The 21919-nt window shown below is 48.3% G+C and carries 18 protein-coding genes; 8 read left to right on the top strand and 10 right to left on the bottom strand.

Annotated features, from left to right (window positions below; genetic code table 11):
- Positions 1-15: 15 nt before the first annotated feature.
- Both ACN0YN_RS20380 and ACN0YN_RS20375 read left to right on the top strand, forming a co-directional pair.
- Positions 16-897, top strand: coding sequence for a sugar phosphate isomerase/epimerase family protein (locus ACN0YN_RS20380; RefSeq protein ID WP_417386855.1), 882 nt, complete (start codon positions 16-18; stop codon positions 895-897).
- Between the two features lie 243 nt (positions 898-1140).
- Complete coding sequence (locus tag ACN0YN_RS20375; protein WP_417386854.1) at positions 1141-2550, top strand: HEAT repeat domain-containing protein; 1410 nt, start codon at positions 1141-1143, stop codon at positions 2548-2550.
- Between the two features lie 28 nt (positions 2551-2578).
- On the opposite strand, the gene ggt is transcribed toward ACN0YN_RS20375, so the two are convergent.
- The gene (ggt, locus tag ACN0YN_RS20370; RefSeq protein WP_417386853.1) at positions 2579-4354 is read right to left on the bottom strand and encodes a gamma-glutamyltransferase; all 1776 of its coding nucleotides are present in this window, start codon (positions 4352-4354) and stop codon (positions 2579-2581) included.
- 268 nt (positions 4355-4622) lie between these two features.
- Between ggt and mtaB the strand changes: the two genes are divergently transcribed.
- The 3 genes from mtaB to ACN0YN_RS20355 all read left to right on the top strand — a co-directional run bounded on the left by mtaB (position 4623) and on the right by ACN0YN_RS20355 (position 7149).
- Positions 4623-5933 (top strand): tRNA (N(6)-L-threonylcarbamoyladenosine(37)-C(2))-methylthiotransferase MtaB, encoded by a 1311-nt coding sequence (mtaB, locus tag ACN0YN_RS20365; protein ID WP_417386852.1) that lies wholly within the window; start codon positions 4623-4625, stop codon positions 5931-5933.
- Between the two features lie 87 nt (positions 5934-6020).
- A complete protein-coding gene (locus tag ACN0YN_RS20360; protein WP_417386851.1) occupies positions 6021-6689 on the top strand; it encodes a thymidylate kinase in 669 nt (222 codons plus the stop codon).
- 160 nt (positions 6690-6849) lie between these two features.
- Positions 6850-7149, top strand: coding sequence for a hypothetical protein (locus tag ACN0YN_RS20355; protein ID WP_417386850.1), 300 nt, complete (start codon positions 6850-6852; stop codon positions 7147-7149).
- On the opposite strand, the gene ACN0YN_RS20350 is transcribed toward ACN0YN_RS20355, so the two are convergent.
- From ACN0YN_RS20350 to trpC, 9 genes are all read right to left on the bottom strand, one after another.
- Entirely contained in the window at positions 7133-8761 is a 1629-nt protein-coding gene (locus ACN0YN_RS20350; protein ID WP_417386849.1) for an NAD(P)/FAD-dependent oxidoreductase, read from the bottom strand. The two genes, ACN0YN_RS20355 and ACN0YN_RS20350, sit on opposite strands and share 17 nt — an antisense overlap.
- Before the next feature lie 145 nt (positions 8762-8906).
- Positions 8907-9611, bottom strand: a complete 705-nt coding sequence (locus tag ACN0YN_RS20345) for a lysophospholipid acyltransferase family protein (RefSeq protein WP_417386848.1) — start codon at positions 9609-9611, stop codon at positions 8907-8909.
- A gap of 174 nt (positions 9612-9785) precedes the next feature.
- The gene (locus tag ACN0YN_RS20340) at positions 9786-11162 is read right to left on the bottom strand and encodes a sigma 54-interacting transcriptional regulator (RefSeq protein WP_417386847.1); all 1377 of its coding nucleotides are present in this window, start codon (positions 11160-11162) and stop codon (positions 9786-9788) included.
- A gap of 175 nt (positions 11163-11337) precedes the next feature.
- Positions 11338-12429: a PfkB family carbohydrate kinase gene (locus tag ACN0YN_RS20335; protein WP_417386846.1), complete on the bottom strand. Its 1092-nt coding sequence runs from the start codon at positions 12427-12429 to the stop codon at positions 11338-11340.
- Between the two features lie 792 nt (positions 12430-13221).
- Positions 13222-14370, bottom strand: a complete 1149-nt coding sequence (locus ACN0YN_RS20330) for a hypothetical protein (protein ID WP_417386845.1) — start codon at positions 14368-14370, stop codon at positions 13222-13224.
- Positions 14371-14436: 66 nt separating this feature from the next.
- A complete protein-coding gene (locus ACN0YN_RS20325; RefSeq protein ID WP_417386844.1) occupies positions 14437-15441 on the bottom strand; it encodes a zinc-dependent alcohol dehydrogenase family protein in 1005 nt (334 codons plus the stop codon).
- A 298-nt stretch (positions 15442-15739) separates the two neighbouring features.
- Positions 15740-16405, bottom strand: coding sequence for a hypothetical protein (locus tag ACN0YN_RS20320; RefSeq protein WP_417386843.1), 666 nt, complete (start codon positions 16403-16405; stop codon positions 15740-15742).
- A gap of 180 nt (positions 16406-16585) precedes the next feature.
- Complete coding sequence (locus ACN0YN_RS20315; RefSeq protein WP_417386842.1) at positions 16586-17197, bottom strand: phosphoesterase; 612 nt, start codon at positions 17195-17197, stop codon at positions 16586-16588.
- A 46-nt stretch (positions 17198-17243) separates the two neighbouring features.
- Positions 17244-18044, bottom strand: coding sequence for an indole-3-glycerol phosphate synthase TrpC (gene trpC / locus ACN0YN_RS20310; RefSeq protein WP_417386841.1), 801 nt, complete (start codon positions 18042-18044; stop codon positions 17244-17246).
- A gap of 189 nt (positions 18045-18233) precedes the next feature.
- Between trpC and ACN0YN_RS20305 the strand changes: the two genes are divergently transcribed.
- From ACN0YN_RS20305 to ACN0YN_RS20295, 3 genes are all read left to right on the top strand, one after another.
- On the top strand, positions 18234-19049 hold the full coding sequence (locus ACN0YN_RS20305) for a CPBP family intramembrane glutamic endopeptidase (protein WP_417386840.1): 816 nt from the start codon (positions 18234-18236) through the stop codon (positions 19047-19049).
- 274 nt (positions 19050-19323) lie between these two features.
- Complete coding sequence (locus ACN0YN_RS20300) at positions 19324-20448, top strand: alpha/beta hydrolase (RefSeq protein ID WP_417386839.1); 1125 nt, start codon at positions 19324-19326, stop codon at positions 20446-20448.
- A 91-nt stretch (positions 20449-20539) separates the two neighbouring features.
- Positions 20540-21301: a class I SAM-dependent methyltransferase gene (locus ACN0YN_RS20295; protein WP_417386838.1), complete on the top strand. Its 762-nt coding sequence runs from the start codon at positions 20540-20542 to the stop codon at positions 21299-21301.
- The last annotated feature ends 618 nt before the right edge of the window (positions 21302-21919 follow it).

The following is a 21919-nucleotide window of genomic DNA, read 5'->3' as shown; positions in this document are numbered from 1 at the left end:
CTGATGGAACCTTAGATGCCAAAACTCGCCGCATTTCCCAAAGCTTTTATGGATGAACTTTGTCTTTCAGGCGAGATGACTCTTCGCCAGTGGATTGATCTGGCAGCCACTCTGGATATTGACGGGCTGGAGTTCTACGCTGGCTTTCTGGAAATGAAAGACAAAAATTTCTGGCCGGAAGCTAAAAAGATGGCCAGCGATCAGGGACTGGAAATCCCCATGATGTGTTGTTCACCCGATTTCACTCACCCTGATGAGGCGTTTCGGAATGAGCAGATCGAACACGAAAAGTTCTGGATGGAAATGACGGCGGCCCTTGGAGGGAAATATTGTCGAGTGCTTTCAGGTCAACGCAGACCTGAAGTTTCCCGGGAAGAAGGAATTCAATACGCCGTTTCATCGATCGAAGCTTGTCTTCCACAGGCAGAAAAACTGGGACTGACACTGATTATCGAAAACCACTATAAAGATAACTACTGGGACTATCCGGAATTCGCACAGATGGCAGATGTATTCTGCGACCTTGTCTCTCGAATTGATTCACCCAACTTCGGAGTCAATTATGATCCGAGCAATACAATCCTGGCAGGAGAAGATCCACTGGAACTGCTGGAACGAATCAAACACCGCGTGGTTACCATGCACGCCAGTGACCGCTACCTGATTGAAGGTACGATTGAAGACCTGCGCAAGGAAGAGAACAGCCTGGGTTACGCCAGTCGACTCAGCCATGGGGTCATTGGCAAAGGTCTCAACGATTACGACACCATCTTCTTACAGCTGAAAGAAGTTGGTTTTGACAGCTGGGTCAGCATCGAAGATGGAGTCAACGGAATGGAAGATTTAGAGGAAAGTGTCGCTTTCCTCAGGGCAAAAATGGCTCAATATTGGCCGTAAAACGGCTTCGACAGCATAAAACGAAGATCTTTAAAATAGATAAGATGACTGATCTTGCAGAGGCAGGAACGCGCAGATAGCATATATACATATGCATGCCACACGAACCCTGCCAGATTTTTCATGTCTATTTGACCAGATATCATATTTTATTTGATCCTGTTCACCTGAGATATCGTAAAATCTATATCAAACAGATGCTGTGCCTGTTTGCCTTTATCCTTCCAACAGAATCGTATTCCTATGCTGGCCAACATTCTAAAACCAATTCTGTCTTTCCTCCTGATTTCTTCTCTATTACTCGCGCCTGGTTGTGGCGGGTCTGATACAAGTCAGCAGCGCACTAATTCCAACCCCTTCGCACCTGCAAATAATAATGCTGCCCCTGCGCCTCGACTGGCACCTGCAAGTCCCCGGGTATCTCAATCTCGGCCTGCAGCGACTCCTGCTGAAACCGTAAAAGAAAAAGATCCCAGTGCTCCCACAATGCAGCCAGCAACAGGGACACCAGCCAATGAGAATCCCGAAACAGATCTGCTGAGTGAGGTCCGCAAACAGACATTGAATACAGAACAGCCTGGTGTTGCCATTCTTATTCGTGGATTGAATGAAATCGAGCCGGACGCAGTACAGCAGCTACAGAAAAATATGCAGTCTGCTTATCTGAATTCGACTGAGCAGAAAGACCAGCCCACTTCCGAGCAGACTGAAAACGCAAAAATCGATTATTTCAGCAAGGATCAGCAACTGGTTCTGGTATTGCATCAGGTTCCGAAAGATCTGTTTGCATTTGCCCAGAAACTTAATTGCGGAAAAATGAAAGAGATTGACGTTCAGAACCGGATCATCACCATCGAAGTCCAGCCTGAAGAGTTGAATGCACTTGCACTAAAAAATAAATCGAATCCTCTGCAGTCTGACCCTTCGGTTAAAGTTTCTGCAAACTCCAACTCTCTGAAAAGTATGGCTGATTCCACAACTTCCAAACCGGAAATGAAACCTAAGGCTTCTACTGATCCGAATCGAAATGATCGGGACTTAAAACCACGACCAGACGAAGATACGATCGACTGGGCACTACGGGTGATCTCTGGCACCAGCTCTTTTGCACATGACACGGCCTGTAAAAAACTGGTTACAATGAAACCGGATACCGAAAATCTTGCCAGAGTCTCTACGGTACTGGCAGAGACGCTTCCCCAGGCCAAAGATGGCTTTCGTATGAAAGAACATATCAACGCCATGTCGGTCTGGTATACCGACGAAGCCACACTTGCCTTTGCAAAGTTACTGGAAGAAGAAAATTCTGCCCTGGTTCGCGAAGATATCATCCAACTGATGCCGACGATTCACTCTGAAATAATGGCAGAAATCATTGTCGGTCGTCTCCCCAACCGCGCAGATATGAAAGATGCACGCACGGCTCTTAAAATCATGGGAACAATCGCGGAAAAACCGGTACTGCGATTACTGGATGATCCTGACAAAGATATGAGAATCGAAGCCTGCAATATTTTACAGGCGATCGGAACCCAGGAATCAATTGATGCCTTGAAAAAACGAATCGAAGTAGAAGAATCGCAAGTCGTCAAACGACAGCTGGAAAAAACTCAGAAAGAGATCGAAAAGAAACTGGCTACGGCTCAGAATTAATTTGAGCCTGTAGAAGCTCAGCCCGTCCTCAATATCCGGCTGCAGCGCCATGTTTGCGTGAATCGCTGTGTCCCCGTAATCCGTCTGGCTGACGTGAAACCGCCTGCGTTGCTGCCAGGCTGGAACTTTTCTTGATCGAATGTCCGAACTGCTTCAGTTCGTTCCCTACCTGTTTATACAGCTCGGCTTCCAGCAGCAGATCTTCCGGTACCCACTGGTGGTGAATACGGGGAGATTCAACTGCCTGTTCCGGCTGCATACCAAAGACAATCATATTCAACAGCACCTGTAGTGTGCTGGAAATGATGCGCGGGCCTCCTGAGGCACCTGCTGAAAAAACTGCTTTGCCGTCTTTGATGGCAATCGTAGGCGACATGCTGGAGAGTGGTTTTTTCCCCGGTTCAATCTCGTTTGCTTTACTCTGAAGCAGTCCGAAGGCATTCGGTTTACCAGGGATGGCTGCAAAATCATCCATTTCGTTATTCATTACAATCCCGTATTTCGGTATCACAACATAACTTCCAAATGTCAGGTTAATGGTCTCTGTACAAGCCACCGCATTGCCGGCTGCATCCATAACCGATAAGTGGCTCGTTCCACTATCTTTTGGAGGAATATAGCGTCCGTAGTCTTTCAGTTTTTTTGTCTGCTTCGAGTCAATGCGGGCCGCCAGACGGGAAGCGTAAGCCGAGTCTGTTAACCGCTCCAGAGGAACGGGTACGAAGTCGGCGTCGCCCAGGTATTCAGCCCGATCAGCAAACGCGTGTTTCATCACTTCCGTTAGAAAATGCAGTTCCTGAGGTGAATGATATTTCAGGTCAGCAAAAGGGTGTTTCAGTACCTGCTTTTCCAGAGCATCAATCATATTGAAGGACTCAATGATCGCGATGCCTCCACTGGAAGGGGGTGGCATAGTAATAATCTGATACCCATCGAATGTGGTAGTGAGCGGCTTGCGGATGATGGGTTCGGTCTCCTTTAAATCCTCTAGAGTTAGAATCCCGCCCCCCTGCTTCCCGCAGGTCGCCACAATGGCATCCGCGACAGGCCCTTCATAAAAGCCGGCACGACCATTTTCTGCAATCAGTTCCAGCGCCTTTAACTGTGGACTGAAAAAACGTGCTTTCTCTTCCCACGGTTTGCCATGATTCAAATATTCATCTATCAATGGCTGAAACTCTTTCTGATTCAGTTCACCTTTTTTCACACGGTTTAACATGGAATTCTGTACGGATCGCATGTGGTCATTTATCGGAACCCCACGACGGGCCATCAGAATTGCGGGCTGCATCACTGTCTTCAGATCCAGCTTCCCGTATTCTTTGACAGCGTAGCATAGACCGGCGACATTACAGGGAACCGCCACTGCCAGAGGGCCCTGCCGGCTGGCAAGTTGCCGTTGTTCTTCCGATCCTGGAAGCCTTGAATACATATCTGGTGTTGCAGCAGCAGGTGCGCGTTCACGATAATCGATGACCGTAGATTTCTGTTGCTCGGCGTCCCAGATCACCATGAAGCCACCGCCTCCCAGACCACAGCTGGCGGGCCTGAGAACAGAGAGGGCAAAGGAAGTCGCGACAGCCGCATCAACGACATTTCCGCCAGCCTTAAGAATGGCAATTCCTGCTGCACTCGCCAGCGGATGATCCGCGGCAACCACGGCGTTGGGATATACTTTAGAATCGATGGTCTCTGCTTGCTCTGCAGCAACCCCGGGAAGAGTCTTCCCCAGGACAGCAAACACCAGCAGAACACTTAACATTTGATTTATAAATGATTTATGATGAACTAATCGAAACGACATAAGATTACTTTCAGGCAAAGAGATACGGTGAAACGCTTATTCCTGTAAACGGATCAGACAATTGCTTTCTGCCGCTCGAAGTCTGGTTTGACTCTGATTATACTATGCGACCTGACTTGATGAATTTCCAGATGGAATGTGGTAAATTCCGGTAAGTCCAGATTTCCGGGCTATTTTCCTGATCGGCTCAATCACTGTATCCAGGCTCGCCACGGTGATACTGAGCCACTCACTGTGCAAAACAACTGTTAACTACAGCTGCAAAATTATGACACTCACTCAACTTCATACTCCCGGTAAAAATAAAACCTGCCAGCTGGTCACTCTGGGCTGCAAGGTGAATCAGTATGAAACGCAGCTGGTCAAAGAAGCGCTTGAGAAAAACGGCTATCGCGAAGCAGAGGAAACGGAAACAGCTGATCTCTGTGTCGTCAATACATGCACCGTCACTGCCACCGGTGATTCCAAAGGACGAAAACTGATTCGCAATCTGGCGAAAAAAAATCCGGGAACAAAAATTCTGGTGATGGGTTGCTACGCCACGCGAGATCCAAAAACCGTTTCCAAGTTGCCCGGGGTATTCGAAGTCGTAACCGATAAAAGGGAACTGCCCGACATTCTGGAACGGCATGGCATCGTCGATATGCCCACCGGGATTTCTGAATTTGAAGGTCGTAAACGAGCCTATGTGAAAGTCCAGGACGGCTGTATCCTGCGATGTACCTATTGCATTATCCCTTCCGTCAGACCGGGACTGCAAAGTCGATCTCCAGAAGATATCGAAGCAGAAGTGCGACGGCTGGTCGAGAACGGCTTCAAGGAAATCGTGCTCACCGGAATCCACGTCGGTCATTTCGGCGTCGATACAACACGAGGAAAATCGGGGAAACCACCATTTCGTCTCTGGCATCTGTTTCGCAAACTGGATCAGATTCCGGGTGACTGGAGAATGCGACTCTCCAGCGTGGAAACAGCAGAAATTAATGATGATTTTATCTCTGCAGCAGCTGACTGTGAACATCTTTGTCCCCAGTTCCACCCTTCACTCCAGAGTGGCTCTGATACCGTCCTGCGTCGCATGAAACGTCGCTACCATGTCAGTCGTTTTCTGGAAAAACTACAACGCATGCGGGAACGTCTGAACCATCCCTCTTTCACTACAGACGTGATCGTCGGATTCCCAGGCGAAACCGATGACGAATTCGCAGAGACGATGCAGGCTTGTGAAGAAGCGGCTTTCATGAAAATTCACATCTTTCCCTTCAGTGCCCGCAAAGGAACTCCCGCTGCGACATATGAAAATCAGGTCTCCCCTGAAATTCGCCAGGAACGCTGTGCACAACTGGCAGACCTTGAACGATCACTGGCTCAGAAGTTTTATCACACTTTGATTGATCGTAAACTTGAAGTAATGATCGAACGCGAATGTGAGGAGCGTCCCGGCTGGGTTCGTGGTACCGATCGCTGGTATGCCCCCGTCATCTGTCAGGGAACGAAAGCAGACCTGGGGAAATTCGTGTATGCACAAGGCAGAAAAGATCACCTCGAATATCTCGAAGCAGATCGCACTTCTCCCTGAACGATGGTTTTCATTGACATTCAGCAGCACAGCTTTCTGTCAACATTTCAAACTGACAATACCGTTTTATATTTAGAGAGTGATTGAGTGGCAGTCATAATTGCAATTGAGGGGATTGATGGATCTGGTAAAGGAACCCAGGCTGCCAGGCTGCATGCCCGTTGCCAGGCTGATGGAATCAAATCCAGCCTGATCGGCTTTCCCCGTTACGACCAGACATTGTTCGGGAAGTCGATTGGAGACTTCCTGAACGGGCGGTTTGGTGAGTTAGATGAAGTCAATCCTTTTCTCGCTTCATTGCTGTATGCCGGTGATCGCTTTGAATCTCGATCGCACATCCTGAACACCATCGAGTCCAGCGATGTCGTCATTTTTGATCGCTATATCCCTTCGAACGTAGCTCACCAGGGAGCAAAACTGACTGGAACAGAACGGAGCGAGTTCATCGAATGGATTGAACAGATTGAATATGCGATTTATAAAATGCCCCGTTTGAATCTCGCAATACTTCTGGATCTCCCTGCTGACTTTGCACAAAAACTGATCGCTGAAAAACAGAAACGATCTTATACCGAAAAAGTTGCCGATCTACAGGAAGCAGATCAGTCTTATCTCGCCAACGTTCGTGAAGTGTATCTGCAACTGGCTGAAGAAAATCAGTATTGGCAGAAAATTGAATGTCTGAAAGATAAGACACTCCGCTCCATTGAAGAGATTGGTGACGAAATCTGGTCGCATGTCGGCAAATTAATCTGATTGCAGACGTGTCTTCAGATCTTTGTTCAGATCCCATTTGAACAGAGATCCTGCTTGTCATAATCTTAATCAAAGCTGAATCGAAAATACTCTTGACCCTCCAAGGCGATCACCTGTCTAATATTAATATCCTTTGATCTTTGGAAGGGAGACAGGAATCGTGAAACGTGCGCTCAACCAACTGACATTGCGGGAAATGTTCTCGGATTCAGAGCGGCTCACTTCGGAACTGGTAGAGCATCTGGAACTCGGTTTCATTCCCATGAACGAACAGATGATTCGCCTGGTTCGCGAGTTACCTGACGGTGTTGAAAAACGACGCGTCGAAGATATCAGCGTGCGGAATCAGGCAGCAGAGCTGTTAAAGAGTGACCAGTTCACTCAAGAACTGTTCGAAAAGCTGGATCAATATCTCACCGCCATAGACAAGTCGATCAATCAAATCATTGATGGTGAATAAGTTTTTCAGCTGCAGATCCTGGCGGGGCAAATTCCTCTACCAGTTTCTTGGCACTCAGAAGTCCATCAACGGCAGCAGAAACAATTCCCCCCGCGTAACCTGCACCTTCTCCGACGGGATACAGTCCGCGAAAGCCGGGAGCCTGATAGGTATCGCGTTCTCGATCAATGCGGACAGGAGAACTACCCCGCATTTCCGGACCAACCAGTACCGCATTTGCCAGAAATGCACCGCGCCATTTCTGATCCATCACTGGTAATCCATTTTCAATCTGCGTGAGAACCACTGGTGGCAGAACCTGATGCAACTCCGTGGCAACTACGCCCCGCTGGTAAGTGCCGGTATAAGAAAAACTCGACTCAGTCTTCCTCTGGTTCAGAAAATCTCCCGCACGCTGGATCGGACAGAGATAATTTTTATTTCCCAGGGCATACGCAACCGCTTCATATTTCCTCTGCAGTTCAACTCCCGCCAGGGGATGTTCACTGCCGAATTCTTCGGGATAGATCGTTGTCATGATTCCACTGTTAGCGTAACCGGTATCATGTCGTGAATTGCTCATACCGTTCGTACAGAACATTTCCGGTTCCGAAACGCTGGGCATCACGATCCCTCCCGCACACATGCAAAATGTGTAGAGATCACGTTTGCCTTTTGTGATCATGGTGTAGTCGGCGGCACCTAAAAGAGTAAGATACTCTTCGCGACCATATTTATGCTGGTTAACCTGTTCCTGAGGCTGTTCGATTCTAAGACCCAGTTGAAACGCTTTACGAAACATGGGTATGCCCAGTTCGTATAACATCTGATAGGTATCTCGCGCACTGTGCCCGATGCCCAGGATCACATGTGACGTCTTGATATAACCCGATGACGTCATGACTCCCTGTACCTGACCGTCTGCGACATCCATGCCTTCCAGGCGACATTCGAAGCGAAATTCCCCCCCCAGTGCATCGATCTTGCGACGAAAGTTGCGACAGATCATGGGAAGTTTATTACTCCCCAGGTGAGGACGATGCTCGTAAACGATACTGGGACGTGCACCGCAGTCAACAAACCGGTCGAGCACCCATTGCACATCCGGCCCACTCAGCCGACAGGTCAGTTTTCCATCACTGAAACAGCCTGCGCCCCCCTCGCCGAACAGGTAGTTATTTTCTCTTTGGAACCCTTCCCCTCTGTCAAAACGTCTGATTTCCGGAACACGTTCTTTGACGGGAAAACCACGTTCGAGAATGAGAGGGCGGTACCCTTTGAGGGCCAGATAATATCCTGCCAAAAGACCCGCGGGACCCGAGCCGACAACGACAGGTCTCTCTTCCAACGGCTGTGTACCACAACCAGGATCATGGAAAGGTGCCTCGGTATACCCCTGAATTGAGGAATCATCCCGCAGCTTTTTCAAGACGCCCGCTTCATCCGGGAGATTCACTTCTGCCGAATAAACGAACCGTAAATCATGTCTCGAGCGTGCATCCAGACTCTTCCGGAGAATTCGGTAGTTTTGAATCTCGTCCGCTTTGATACCCAGTTGCTGTGCAATTTTTTCTGCCAGCTCCTGTTCAGGATATTCAACCGGCAGACGGATATTTGTGACTTTAAGTGACATAGAGCTTAAACCGAAAACGAACGAGCGCAGTGGCAGGATATCTGATCATGCCGAGCAATGCGTCATGTTATACCGCCAGGGTAAGCGAATGCAATTTTGTCACTTCGAAACAATGGGAAAAGTATAAAATACTTTGTTACTGATTTCAGGCAGCTTTACGAAGCGTCACTGTTGCCTGTTCCTGCACAGGACCTGTAAGGAGCTGCTCCAGTTCCTGTTCCAGCTCTTCCATTTTTTGCTGTACCAGATCAGTGTACTCTCGCATCTCTTCCCGTGAAATATCCTCCGGGATATGGATGGGATTTCCGACAGAATAATAAACGGTCGCAAAGGGTTTGGGGATCCAGATACTGGTCCAGCTGCCCTGAAATTTCCAGCAACTCGAAGCAGCGAAGGCATTGGGGATAATACTTCGCCCCGAATGGGATGCCAGAAACACAATGCCCGGTTTCATCTGATGATGCGGTCCCCGTGGTCCATCCGGGGTGATCACTACATGTTTGCCTTCTGCAGATGTCATTAATTTTTTCATGGCACTGGCACCACCACGCGTCGTGGAACCACGAATTGCTCCCATACGGGCGGCCTTCAGCATCGCCTCGATTGTGTCTGCATCCCGATGCTGGCTGATCAGTGCCACACTGTTATGTTCCACATTACAGAAGAGCGGGGGGATCACCGAATCATGCCAGACACTATACAAATATCGTTCCGAACCCGTGTCTGCAAAGGGACACCGCTCAAGACTGTCGCCCACAAACTTCAGGCGTGTTGTCTTGAAAATCATTCGGATCACAAAAACGATCAGGGAATTCAGAACGCCCAGTAAAGCTCGACTCTTAATTTTCAACCGACTACTCCTGCAGGAAACATGATCAGATAACTCAAGTTAGAATGCAGAATTGTACTCATGTTGGCATCTGCGCAAATCCCAATTCTCAAATTGCCGATTTGGAGCAATTTTCAGCTAAAAACCAGTCACCAGACACCGCAAAGCACCTATTTTCACATGTACTGAAAGTTATTAGAACTCATCAACGCTGATATTGAGAGCTTCCATTCGCCGGTATAATTTGGCACGAGTTAGCCCCAGCATTCGTGCAGCTTCTGTCCGGTTGTTTCTGCAGCGTTCCAAAGCGAGCAGGATCTGTTCTTTTTCAACCAGCGTAATTGAGTCATCAAGCGTTCGTAACGGAGCCGGCACGGAAGGCCCCAGCGAACGGGCATCGACACCGGTCTTGAATTGCAGGGGAAGCGATTCACGCGTGATAACTGGCTCGCTTGTTGCTTCAAATGCCGCCTGAATGACCCGGATCAGTTCATCCAGATTGGCAGGCCAGTAGTAGTCCTGAAACAGGGATAACACGCCAGGTGCAAACCCACTTACCTGTTTCTGCTGATACCGGTTTTCATTCTCCAGAAAATGCTGCGCTAACAACTCGAGGTCTTCCCTTCTTTTCCGTAGCGCCGGCAATTGAATTTCCATCGTGGTAATGAAATAGAAAAATTCAGAGAGCAGGACCTCCTGATCCAGCAGATCCTGCAACGGTTGGGGACTGGCAGTCATTAGTCTGACATGTACTTTGGGTGCTTTACCCTGCAGGTTTTCGAGAACAATTTCCTGAATGTCTCGAGGCAGACTTTGAATTTCATTCAGGAATAAAACTCCCGGTTCCAGCGGCATCGATTCATCATAATCCCGTTCAAAGATTTTTTTTACCGTCTGCTTCAGTTCCCGGGGAGGCAGCTTTTCACAATTGAGTGGAATAAAAATCTTTCTTCTCTGCTCACTTTCAAAATGAATCGCACGTGCCAGATGTTCTTTTCCCGTGCCTGTTTCCCCCTGGAAATGAACCGGCTGAGTCGTCTGAATCGCCAGCTCCAACTGTCTCAAAACGCGCTGCATGCCGGGACTACGTGCCACGAGTGTCGAAAAACGAAACCGATTGCGCAGAGACAGTCTCAAAGCAGCCAGTTCTACATGAAGTTGCTGTGAAGCAGAAGCGGAAGGAAGTGCCTGAGGGCCCTGAATTTGTTCAATAAACCCCAGAACCAGTTTGGTCTTTCGTTGCTCATCTGCCAGAGGACTGTATCGAATGAGACAGGGAATCGATTTTCCGCTGCGTGAGAGCAGGAAGCGGGGTACCTCCATGCGAGTTCCCTGAAAGACTTCAGCGGGAGGGCATAATAAATTACAAACTGATTCAGATTCTTCCGAATCGGTATCAATTGCATAGTCACAGGTCTGCCCCAGAATTTCCTCTGCAGGCCATTCCAGCAGTTGCTCACACCCCTGATTGAAAAACAGTACGGTCCTTGAAGCATCGAGAGCAAATACGGGCGTACTGAGGGCATTTAAACGGGTCTCAAGCCGGGTACGGCGTCCTGATCCTCGTTGCATGCCTGCTCAACCCTTTCCCGGATCTCAGTCACTCATCATAAAGTTCACTCGAGGTGATAGCACATGTCTGATACTCAAGCTGATCACCTCTGCGCAACCCGATTATCGATTGCCTCTATGCTGATATTATATACTAAGTTCACTTCCACGCACGAATCCGAAAGTGAAAAATTGTCTAACGCTGCACGCGACCTGAACCAGCACCGTTCATCAATGCTTCTATCTCTTTACGGGTAGAATAATTAAAATCACCCTGGATACTGTGTTTCAGGCAGCTGGCAGCGACAGCGTAACGTATTGCCGTTTCAGGAGCAGCCAGCTCTGATGTATTTAAGGCAAAGATCAACGCGCCGGCAAAAGAATCTCCCGCGCCAACCCGGTCGACAATATTGTGAATCTGGTAACTGGAATAGTTGCCGTTACTGTCACACGGCGCAAATACAGCCTTCTGCTGATCCTGAGTATACAGCATGGCTCCCCAGTTGTTGTGGCTTGCAGAAATACTTTCGCGTAATGTAATCGCCACCTGTTTTACATTGGGAAACTGCTGTGTGATCTGTTCGGCCACCGCAATATAGCCTTGAATATTTAATTCGCCCGCGTCTACATTCGATTCAGGCGATCGAATCCCTAACGACAGATCCGCGTCTTCTTCATTGGCAATCACGACATCCACATAGGGAACCAGAGATCGCATGGTTTCTTTTGCCAGCTCAACTGGTTTCGTTCCACTTTTCCAGTTCCAGAGTTTTTTCCGAAAGTTCAAATCGCAGGAAACCGGCACGCTTCTGTTCTTTGCCTCCTGCACAGCTCTCAGAGCAAGTGTTGCCCCTGATTCACTGATCGCGGGCGTGATTCCTGTAATATGAAACCAGGTAGCCTCTTCAAACACCAGATTCCAGTCAAATTCTTCTGGAGTTGCTAACGCAATCGAACTGAATTCACGATCATACGTTACCGTCCCTCCGCGCTGGTTTGCGCCCGTCTCCACAAAATAGATACCAAACCGACCTTTTGAACTGCGCTGGATCAGACTGGAATCAACGCCTGTTTTATTCACTTCCTGTACGAGAGAATCGGTAATGGCGTTGTCCGGCGAAGCCGTTACAAATGCAGAAGCGCCTCCCTGCAAGGCAATGGAAACGGCAACATTCAGTTCACCTCCCCCAAATGTGGACTCAAGTATGCCGGGAATTGACTGGCTGATTCTCAAATGGTTTTGTGGGGCCAGCCTTAACATAACTTCACCAAATGTGACTACTCTCACAGGACACCTGCAATATAATGAACGGGAAAATTGACAATTTTGAACTGTTATTCAGCTTACACTGGCCTGATGAATCATTCCAGCTATCGAGCCTTTTCAAGACTGTCACAAAGCGAGATAACCTGAAACTGAAACAGGAATTATATCAACGAATTCTCATTATGAATTTGTACTGACCTTTCCTGATTCTTGATTTATTTTCCACTAATCCGACAGGGTATGCCAGACAGCTGTCATACCCCTGTACTAAGATTTGCTAATGAGTTGCCTGGACGATTGATAATTGTTTAATTGAGATACAGGTGGCGGCAGTTTCGTCTAGCCCGTTCAGGGACAGAGATGGAGATGGACGGGGTTGCCTGCATGGAACTGCCGCCCCGCTGTTTTTAGAGAACCTCGTTCTCGAACCAATTGCAGTGTACCGCTGTGTAAAAACAAAACTTAATTAACAGGAGGATTTTCACCGAAATAAAATTTCTCCAGGTTCAGGTGCTCAAACTCATTTTGACTCCAAAATAAAATCCCAATAGAGTGTGGCATAGTCATTGTTCCCCTTATAAGGAAATCGCCACTATGCTGCAAAATGAAATGGAAGTCTTCTGCCCCTCATGTGATTTTAAAATTAAACCTCAATTTGGCATCTACAAGACAGGTCAAAAAACTTCAATGGAATTTCAATCCCGTCGACTGGGATGTTCTATTGAATGCCCATGCTGTGGCAATATCTTCATCCACAAAATCTATCCGGATGATAAAAAGGTCTCTTAAATTCCTACTCACAGTCTCTGAGTATCAATATCTCACGATGCCTTGCAGACTGAAGAGTAAAGCACCTATCACACATCCATAGCAGAAGAGCACCAGTCCCCGACGAGGCTTCTGCCGGTGGCGTGAGAGTGGTTTTGCGAAACCGATCTGAAGAATCAGTTTTGCACAGGTCAATGCAACAATCGTAGAAGAGACGATCAGTAAGAGACAGAGTCCCAGATAACCTGCGTGTACAATCGCCATCGTCCCCTTTGATGCCTCTTGATGAATTTCAAACAGGCTCAATACCGTCTGCCAGTTCAGTTGAAAGACAGCTGACCCGGGAACCCCCATCAACAATGCGAGTAATATGACAACAGCGCTGCCCGACAGTCGCTGGTCAAGGAAAAATCCCTGGAGCTGGTCCGGAAAAACTATTGGTGACTGACGTCGCCCGACACTATCCAGAAAACAGGCCAGTCCAATAATCGCCAGCCAGATGAAACACAGTTCAGGCAGGTATGACTGCATCGCCTGCTTGATGGATACTGTTTCAGCGTCTAATGATTCATGCCTCCACTTCCAGCAGACAGCAGAAAACAACGCCAGAAAAACGCCGGTACTTTGAATGGCAAGCAGATGCAGGATCCCTTTCCACTCTTTCTCAATCAGCAGCAGCCCCGCCGAACTTGCAAGAATGATCAGGGAAAGAAAAAACAACAGTTGCTCTACAGATGACAGATTAGCGACCATAATCTGGCTGACAACCAGCACGAGAAAACACAAGCCGACAGCAATCGGCAGCAGGACTGTTATGATTGACAGTAAATGCGACGTTGCCCTCAACAACAGTCGGTTCTGAAAATGAATTGGCAGCAGTCCCACCCGGAAAACTGCTCCCGAGATAATCAAGATCAATCCCAGCATCGCAGAATAATCATTTAATAACGACGCCGCACTCACCCCTGTCGCTTGTAGATTTTTTTGAATTCTGCCCAAATCTGTTGAGTCGGCGGCAGTCGACAGCAACACCACTCCTGTCAGCAGTATCACTGTTAATGGCAGAGTGGACTTGAGCTGTTGCAGGAATGCAGCCTGCCGCGTCTCTCTATCCATTCCCCTGATCAAAAGCAGGGAGTTCAGGCAGAGTACCAGTTCAAAACAGATTGCCAGAAAAAAAAGATCATTCGCCATGCGATATTTCGTTTCAGGCATCATGATTCGGACAAGACTAGACTCATTTCTGAATCATAGCCCAGTTCAGGATATCTGAATGAGAACCTTTCCGGATTTTCCAGTGCGTTCCGCTTCGGTCACCGCTTCTATCACCTGATCCAGGGGAAATACTTTGCCAATTTCAGTTGCCAGCACACCATTGCGAATGAAGCCGGTTAACTTAGAAACGAGTCTCAGCTTGGCAGGTAGTGACAGTGATTCCATGTAACGGGCCAACCAGAACCCTTCAAGCGTGGCACCGTTGCGAATCAGATCACGTGACATGAAGTCGAGAGGGGTTCGATCCAGTGATCCATATACAATCATCCGGGCACGCTCACCCAGGATCCTGACGATCGTTGAAGCGGTCTTACCTCCCACCGCATCGATGGCATATTTCACGGTTTCACTACCCAGATGTTTTCTGATCTGATCGACTAATATCCGTTCATTGTCGTGTTCTGAATTGAATACAACCACATGGTTAGCACCAGCTTTTTTCAACTGCTCTGCCTGATCATGGCGTCTGACAATATTCAACGTCTGAAATCCATAATGATTCCCCAGACGCACGACCATTTTTCCCACAGCAGAAGCGGCTGCCGTCTGCAGCAGCCATTCTCCCCGCGGAACATCTAATAGCGATTTGACCAGCACATAGGCGGTTGCCGGGTTCACAAAAAATGTTGCCGCCTCTTCCAGGGTGAGACGTGACGAAACCGGTATGACATACTCACTGGGGACAACTACTTTTTCTGCCCAGTTACCAGTTCGACGATTCAGAACAACAACCCGCTTGCCTTTAAACAGAGCGCCTCGTAATCCACCCCCGCTGGCTTCAACCACTCCTACACCTTCAAAACCCGGAGTGGCTGGCAGAGAGGGACGTGAGGAATAGCCCCCGCGAATATTCAGCAGATCAGACGGATTAACAGGGCTGGCCAGCATGCGAACCAGAACCTCACCTGCTTTGGCAACGGGCTCTTCAGTCTCACAGACCTTGAGAACTTCTGCCGGTTCTCCGAATTGCTCAAAGCGAATCATACGCATAGACTGAATCTTTCACTGTTCAGGGGCTCAACTGAAATGAGAGTTTAGCAGGTTGAACTCATTTCCAGCAAGCTGACAACAGCTTCAACATCGCGAAATCGCGAACCCGAACGTGAATCAGTCCTTGCCACCATTCAGGCAACAAGGACTGATTCCATCTTCAAAATGGATTCTGCTTTCTCTTCAATTGACTTACAAATTTAACCGTACCTTCTCTGTGTTTCTCAGTTCGAAGTGCCAGAGTCTGGCTGCCTGATCTTTGAAACTTAAAAGGATTGCTGTTAAATCTGCCTGTCGTTCAGTTCTTTGTGCGAGAACTGAAATTAGAAACTCCTGAAGCAGTCTGTGTCGGACGAGCCGGTGTCTGCTGTGCGGTGTCCTGAGGCTCTGGAGTTGAAGAACGTTTCCAGTTATCTGTCGACCAGTGAGGATAGTACTGCACAACACTGCTGCCCAGATCACTCAGGATCTCATGAAACTTTTTAGTAGTGATTCGCTGGTTAGGAATCACACGCTGTAACACGAACCGGCGGTTGCTGGAAATGTAAGCGAAAAACTTTCCATTACCCATACGGTCATTGTCTGACAAAAGACGTAACATCGCAGTACGTGGAACATCGGCGGCACTACGAGGCAGGGGATCCAGCCACGCCATGACCCATACCCATTCGCCGTTCTCACTCAGAACGGCAGACATGGAAAGTTCCCATTCTTCTTTGTTCTGGTTAGCCTTGAACTGAAAGTCGTACCGCTTTTTAGTTTTGGTTGCATTTAAACCCATTGCTTTCAACAGGTTTCCCAACTGCTCTTCTGAGAGTTGACCTGGCAGCTCCGGATTGGTTGTCACTGCCGGTTTTGTGGTAGCAGGCTGCTGTGCATTAACGCCAGCACCCAGAAAAGCCATCGCTGACAAAACAGCCAACAGACAACCTACAACAATCCATCCGCGAAACGTGATTTTCATTTTGAAGACACTCCTTTGTCACTTTGTTTCTCATATGTTGACATTTGTCGATTTTTTTCTGCCCTCATTCCCTGATTGAGCAGACAGGCTGGTATGCAGTCCCGCAACCAGCCCGTTCATGAATCTGTATGTCGGATTGTCTGACTCGCCGTTTCTACCGGCAGTTTCTGCCGACTTGAGTTAAGATAGTTCAAATAGCCCGTTCAGACAGATCTGAGACCAGGTTTCGAACTGATCTAACTCTTGTAACAGTTTTTCCGGTGAGTCAAACCCTGTCTCTATAATCGACTCTTCACGGGGTAGAACTTTGGGCAACTCCAGGTCAAATATGTGAACTATTCCCAAGTGGACCTTCCCAACCTCGGTTTCGTCGTCATTAATCAGCCCGACACAGGTTTCTGTATAGTTCGTATCCATCGCGACTTCTTCCTGAATTTCGCGCTGCATCCCCTCGCGGTATGTTGATCCTTCCTTCGCGTCATCTTCCAGGGAAATATGTCCGCCAATCCCGATGGAGCGTTTACTGTGCAATCGCTGCTCTCCCCCTTTGGAGCCTCGTGTGTAATAGAAGATTTTCCCATCATGGCGGAAAATACAATAGGGGATCAACTGTTTGAAGCTGGGATCTTCTTCAACCGTGTCACGTGGCCGGAAACTGATGTAGTTCGGATCGAACAGCGTTTTCAGGTAAGGTCCCACCTGATCGTTGAATCCCTGAAAGTAGCCTACTTCGTGAAAAAGAAGTGTAGGCACAACCATAACATGTTCCACTTGCTGCTCCGTATCTGACATCGCTGATCCTTCTCTGCTCTGTTGACAGGTTGATAGATTATATTGATTACTGAGTCGGCTGAGACGAGTGTCCCAGCAGTTCACGTGCTTTTTCTCCAATGTCCGTTGAACGCATCAGAGTCTCGCCAACCAGGATGCCACGGACGCCTGATTCCTGAAGCTTCAACACATCGCTTCGATTTCGGATGCCACTCTCGCTGATCAGCAGGCAGTCGGCGGGTACTTTCTCTCCCAGTTGAATGGAATGCTCCAGGCTGGTCACAAACGTTTTCAAATTTCGATTATTAATTCCCAACAATGGAGGTGACAGCTTCAATACACGTTCCAGATTGTCCGGCTCATAGATTTCGACCAGAGCCGACATCCCCAGCTCCAGCGCATAACCATAGAGATCTTCCAGCTGCCTATCGTCCAGACATTCAGCAATCAACAGGACGCAGTCTGCACCTGCGACTCTTGCTTCTAAAATCTGATAGCGATCAATAATGAAATCTTTTCTCAAAACCGGAATCGCCACGTTCTGGCGAACTGCCTTCAGGAAATCCAGATGCCCCTGGAAATATTGTTCGTCTGTCAGCACACTCAGACACGCGGCTCCCGCAGACTCATAGATCCTGGCAATCTCCACAGGATGAAAATCTTCCCGGATCACACCAGCAGAAGGAGATGCTTTTTTGACTTCTGCAATCATCGCTACCGGGCCATGCGACTGCATTGAGGCCACAAAGTCCCGGACAGGTGCAGCATCCGCTAATCCCTCTGCCAGTTGTTCAACGGGAACGTTCGATTTCGCCTGACTGACTTCTATCAGTTTACTGGCCACAATTTCTTCAAGAATATTACTCACGACTTCTCGCATACACCTGAATCTGGGATAAAAAACGTAAAGCTGCTTCCACGTAGCATAACTTCCCACGACACGAAGTACCACAGAGTCAGCAAAACCTGTCGCAATTCGCTTGTATTTCTGGTTTCGGATGACGACCATGGCACATTCATGCTGTTTTCTATACTCCCTTCTTCAGGAGGCCATTGATTGGTCCCTTCAGCATTGCATCTGTTACTGCTGCTTCTGACTCTACTGAGCATTCGCTACTGGTTGCAGTTCATCGCAACCAGACGGCTATCGTCCGTGTTCCCGCTCTATCCCGATCGATACCAACTGGATTTTTCTTTCCCCGTTCTACTGGCGATGATCTGGATTGCGATGCAGTTCGCCAGTTCGGTTGAGCGGGAATGGTCAGAATGGCACCAGACCTTAGCCCCTGCAAACCCTGTCACTGTAGTGCAAATCATGCAATCGTCTCTGATCACATTCTGTTTTGGAGCGATTCTGGTGCTCATGCTGGTGTTGGCGCACTTCGATGTAATTCAGAAACTGGGTTTTCGCCTGAATGAAATCCGCCAGCAACTGCGTGATGGAGCGGTCGGTTTTCTGCTCGCTCTGCTGCCCGTAATAGCTCTCTTATTACTGACTTACCCATTCCGATCTGAAGAGAGCCTGCATCCATTTTTTCGACTCTTAAAAGCCGAGCCGTACCTTTCCACCATCAGCTGGATTTTTATTTCTGCGGTTATCGTGGCGCCCCTCTTTGAAGAACTGATTTATCGAATCCTCTTTCAAGGCTGGCTGGAGAGGCTCCTGCCTCCCTTCGCAGCGATTCTGATCAGCTCTCTGGTCTTCAGCATCGTCCATGGATTTCCTGACTGTATCCCTCTGTTCCCACTGGCGATTGTACTGGGCACCCTTTTTTATTACCGCAGAAGCTATATCGCCATCGTCGTGACACACTCACTGTTTAATGCCGTCAATCTCGCCCTGGCCCTGGGAAATCAGCAAAACTCTGTTTAAGCAGCACACCGCAGCCCTATATTCATGCGCCCACCTGTTCTATTTGGGGTTCACCCGATTTTGAAAATACAGTATCTTCCCCGACTCTCTCTCAATTACATCTACTCTCATGTCTCTCCAGGTGTATCAGTCAATCCTGACTAAAACACTTCATAACCAATCTGAACTCGACCCTTCGGAGACCTCCGAAATGAATGCCACCCCCATTCGTCACTGGGTACTACTCTCAATTTGCGCAAGCCTCTGTTTCTCCTGCCAGACCATGAGATCCAAAATGGATCTGATCTATACTGGAAAAGTGACCGGAGCCCTGTCTCAGCAGCTGGTAGATTCATACGCAGATTCTCTAAAAGATCCAATCGCTGCACAACAAACAGAAGAAGGTACCGATTGGAAAATTCTTTACGCCACAAATCGACTTCAACAAAAAAGTCCGTCCGGAGAAATCGGCTATGCGAATGAGTTTGGCCCGGAAGTAGCTTACGGATCCAGCCAGGTTCATATTTCCCGAAAAAATCACAGCGATCTGAAATCAAAGGTCATCCAGACTATCTGGCAGGGATCTCCTGATCCAGCCGGTCAGGTGGAGATCAGTACTTTGACTCCTTCCGACGAGGAACCTTTCTTTGCCGACCTGAATCAACTGCTGGAACGGGCACCTCAAAAAGATGTACTGGTCTTCGTCCATGGTTTTAATGTGAACTTCCCCAGCGCAGTCACACGGGCAGCACAGATTGCCAACGATCTCCCCTTCAACGGGGCCGTCGTCTGCTACAGTTGGCCTTCGCAGGGAGGGGTTGAGAAATACCTGCTCGACGGTCAGGTCGCCAGTTCCAGTGTCGAACCGATGGCTCATTTTCTGGAAACCCTGGTGAATTCTGTTCCGCCGGGAACAAAAATCAACATCATGGTACACAGCATGGGTAATCGTGTTGTGATGCGGGCTCTCAATCGACTCCCTCAACACTTTGAAAAAACGAAGCCATTCCAGAATATCATTCTGGCCGCTCCCGATGTCGGCGTCTCTGAGTTTAGATCTCTGGCCCCCTCCATCATCGCTCAAGCCCACCGTGTCACTCTATACTCAGGATCAGGAGACGTTGCTCTCGTCGCATCCAAAGCGGTCAACCAGGAACGTCGCGCTGGTGATTCCCGGGAACCATTGATTCTGGAAGGCGTCGAAACGATTGACGTTTCAGCCGTCGATACCAGCTTCATGAGTCATTCCTATTACGGCAGTAACCGAGCCGTACTCAGTGACCTGTTTGCCCTGATTAAACAGGACCATTCTGCCGCTGAAAGGAACTGGCTCCTGCATAGAGATTTTGCCGGTCGGAACTACTGGGCCTTTGAGAAAGAGCCAGCTGAAATCAAAAAAGTCAGGGCTGCCAGTCTCTAATAGAGACGCGTCACTATATACAATGGATAATTGAAGTAGCCAGTGGCTCTTTACTGCTCAGGAATGATCTGCCAGATCAGGATACCCTACAATGAAAAACTCGACATCCCGTTTCTCTGATCGCGTGGACAACTACATTAAATATCGCCCTGGCTACCCGGTTGAAGTCCTGGATCTCCTGGAAACCAGTTGCGGTTTGACTTCCGAATCTCTGATCGCCGACATTGGATCGGGAACAGGAATCTCCAGCAGACTGTTTCTCGATCATCACAATACCGTGTACGGTGTAGAACCCAATCAGGAAATGCGACAGGCTGCCGAAAAGCTCCTGCAAAAATATTCCCACTTTCACAGCATCAACGCGACAGCGGAAAAAACACATCTCCCCGCCGACTCATTCGACTTCATTATCGCCGGCCAGGCGTTTCACTGGTTTGACCACGAACAGACCAGACAGGAGTTTCAAAGGATCATCAAACCAGATGGCTGGGTCGTCCTCATCTGGAATGAACGGCAGATCGATACCTCTCCCTTTCTGGTCGCATACGAACAACTACTCCTCGATTTCGCGACCGACTATACTCAGGTGAATCACACCAATCTCTCTCTCGAAGACTTCGACCAATTCTTTCACCCGCATCCTGTACAAACTGCGTCCCTTCCCAGTCAGCAATCCTTCGATCTGGAGTCTCTCACCGGGCGACTACTCTCCTCCTCGTATGCACCCAATGTCGGTCAGCCTGGATATTCGGAAATTCTGAATCGTCTTCAGGAAATTTTTCACCAGCATCAGGTCGAAGGCAGAGTCGCATTTAAATACGACACCAACCTCTATTACGGTCAGATTAGATAAGTGACCATTCTGAGAAGGATGCACTACTGAGAGAGAATCGACAGGTCACCAAACTCTGCGCATAAAGAAAGCCCTTAAGAAGGCGGTGAATTGTGGACGGATAAAGCGTAGTTTATTTCACTTCACAGAAACTGATGAGCGTGCTGGGTCAGAACTCGCAAATCAGGGGGACCTTCTGGATAATGTTCCGTCCAGACCAGATTCCTTCTTAAGGGCCAGGCTGGGTTCAGAAAGCTGATTGAAAATCAGGGACTCAATAAAGAGTCAGTAACTCCGTTTCCTGATTTCTTTCAACTCTCTGAAGGATGATATATGCATTCAGCATGCCAACTCCAATATTTTTTATATTCAGGGGAAATATTTTTCTATCCCAAATCGCTGATCGTCATATACATCCCATTTTAAAGCACTTTCGACATTTTTCGCACATTTTTATACATTAGTACCCTCATCGTTATCAACGATTTCGACACTGACCCTTGAATTTTCGGCGCCGAAATGGTCTATTGTTGAAGTCGACACCTCATCGGCGCCACATTTTCGGCGCTAAACGGATGTGCGACGCATCAATAATGATTGATTTCAAATGCACCTTGCGAGGTGGGGGATCTTGCAATT

This window comes from Gimesia sp., from assembly GCF_048260065.1.
Taxonomy (GTDB): Bacteria; Planctomycetota; Planctomycetia; order Planctomycetales; family Planctomycetaceae; genus Gimesia.
Note: the sequence above shows the minus strand (reverse complement) of the source record. Positions and strands in the feature narration are given on the sequence as shown.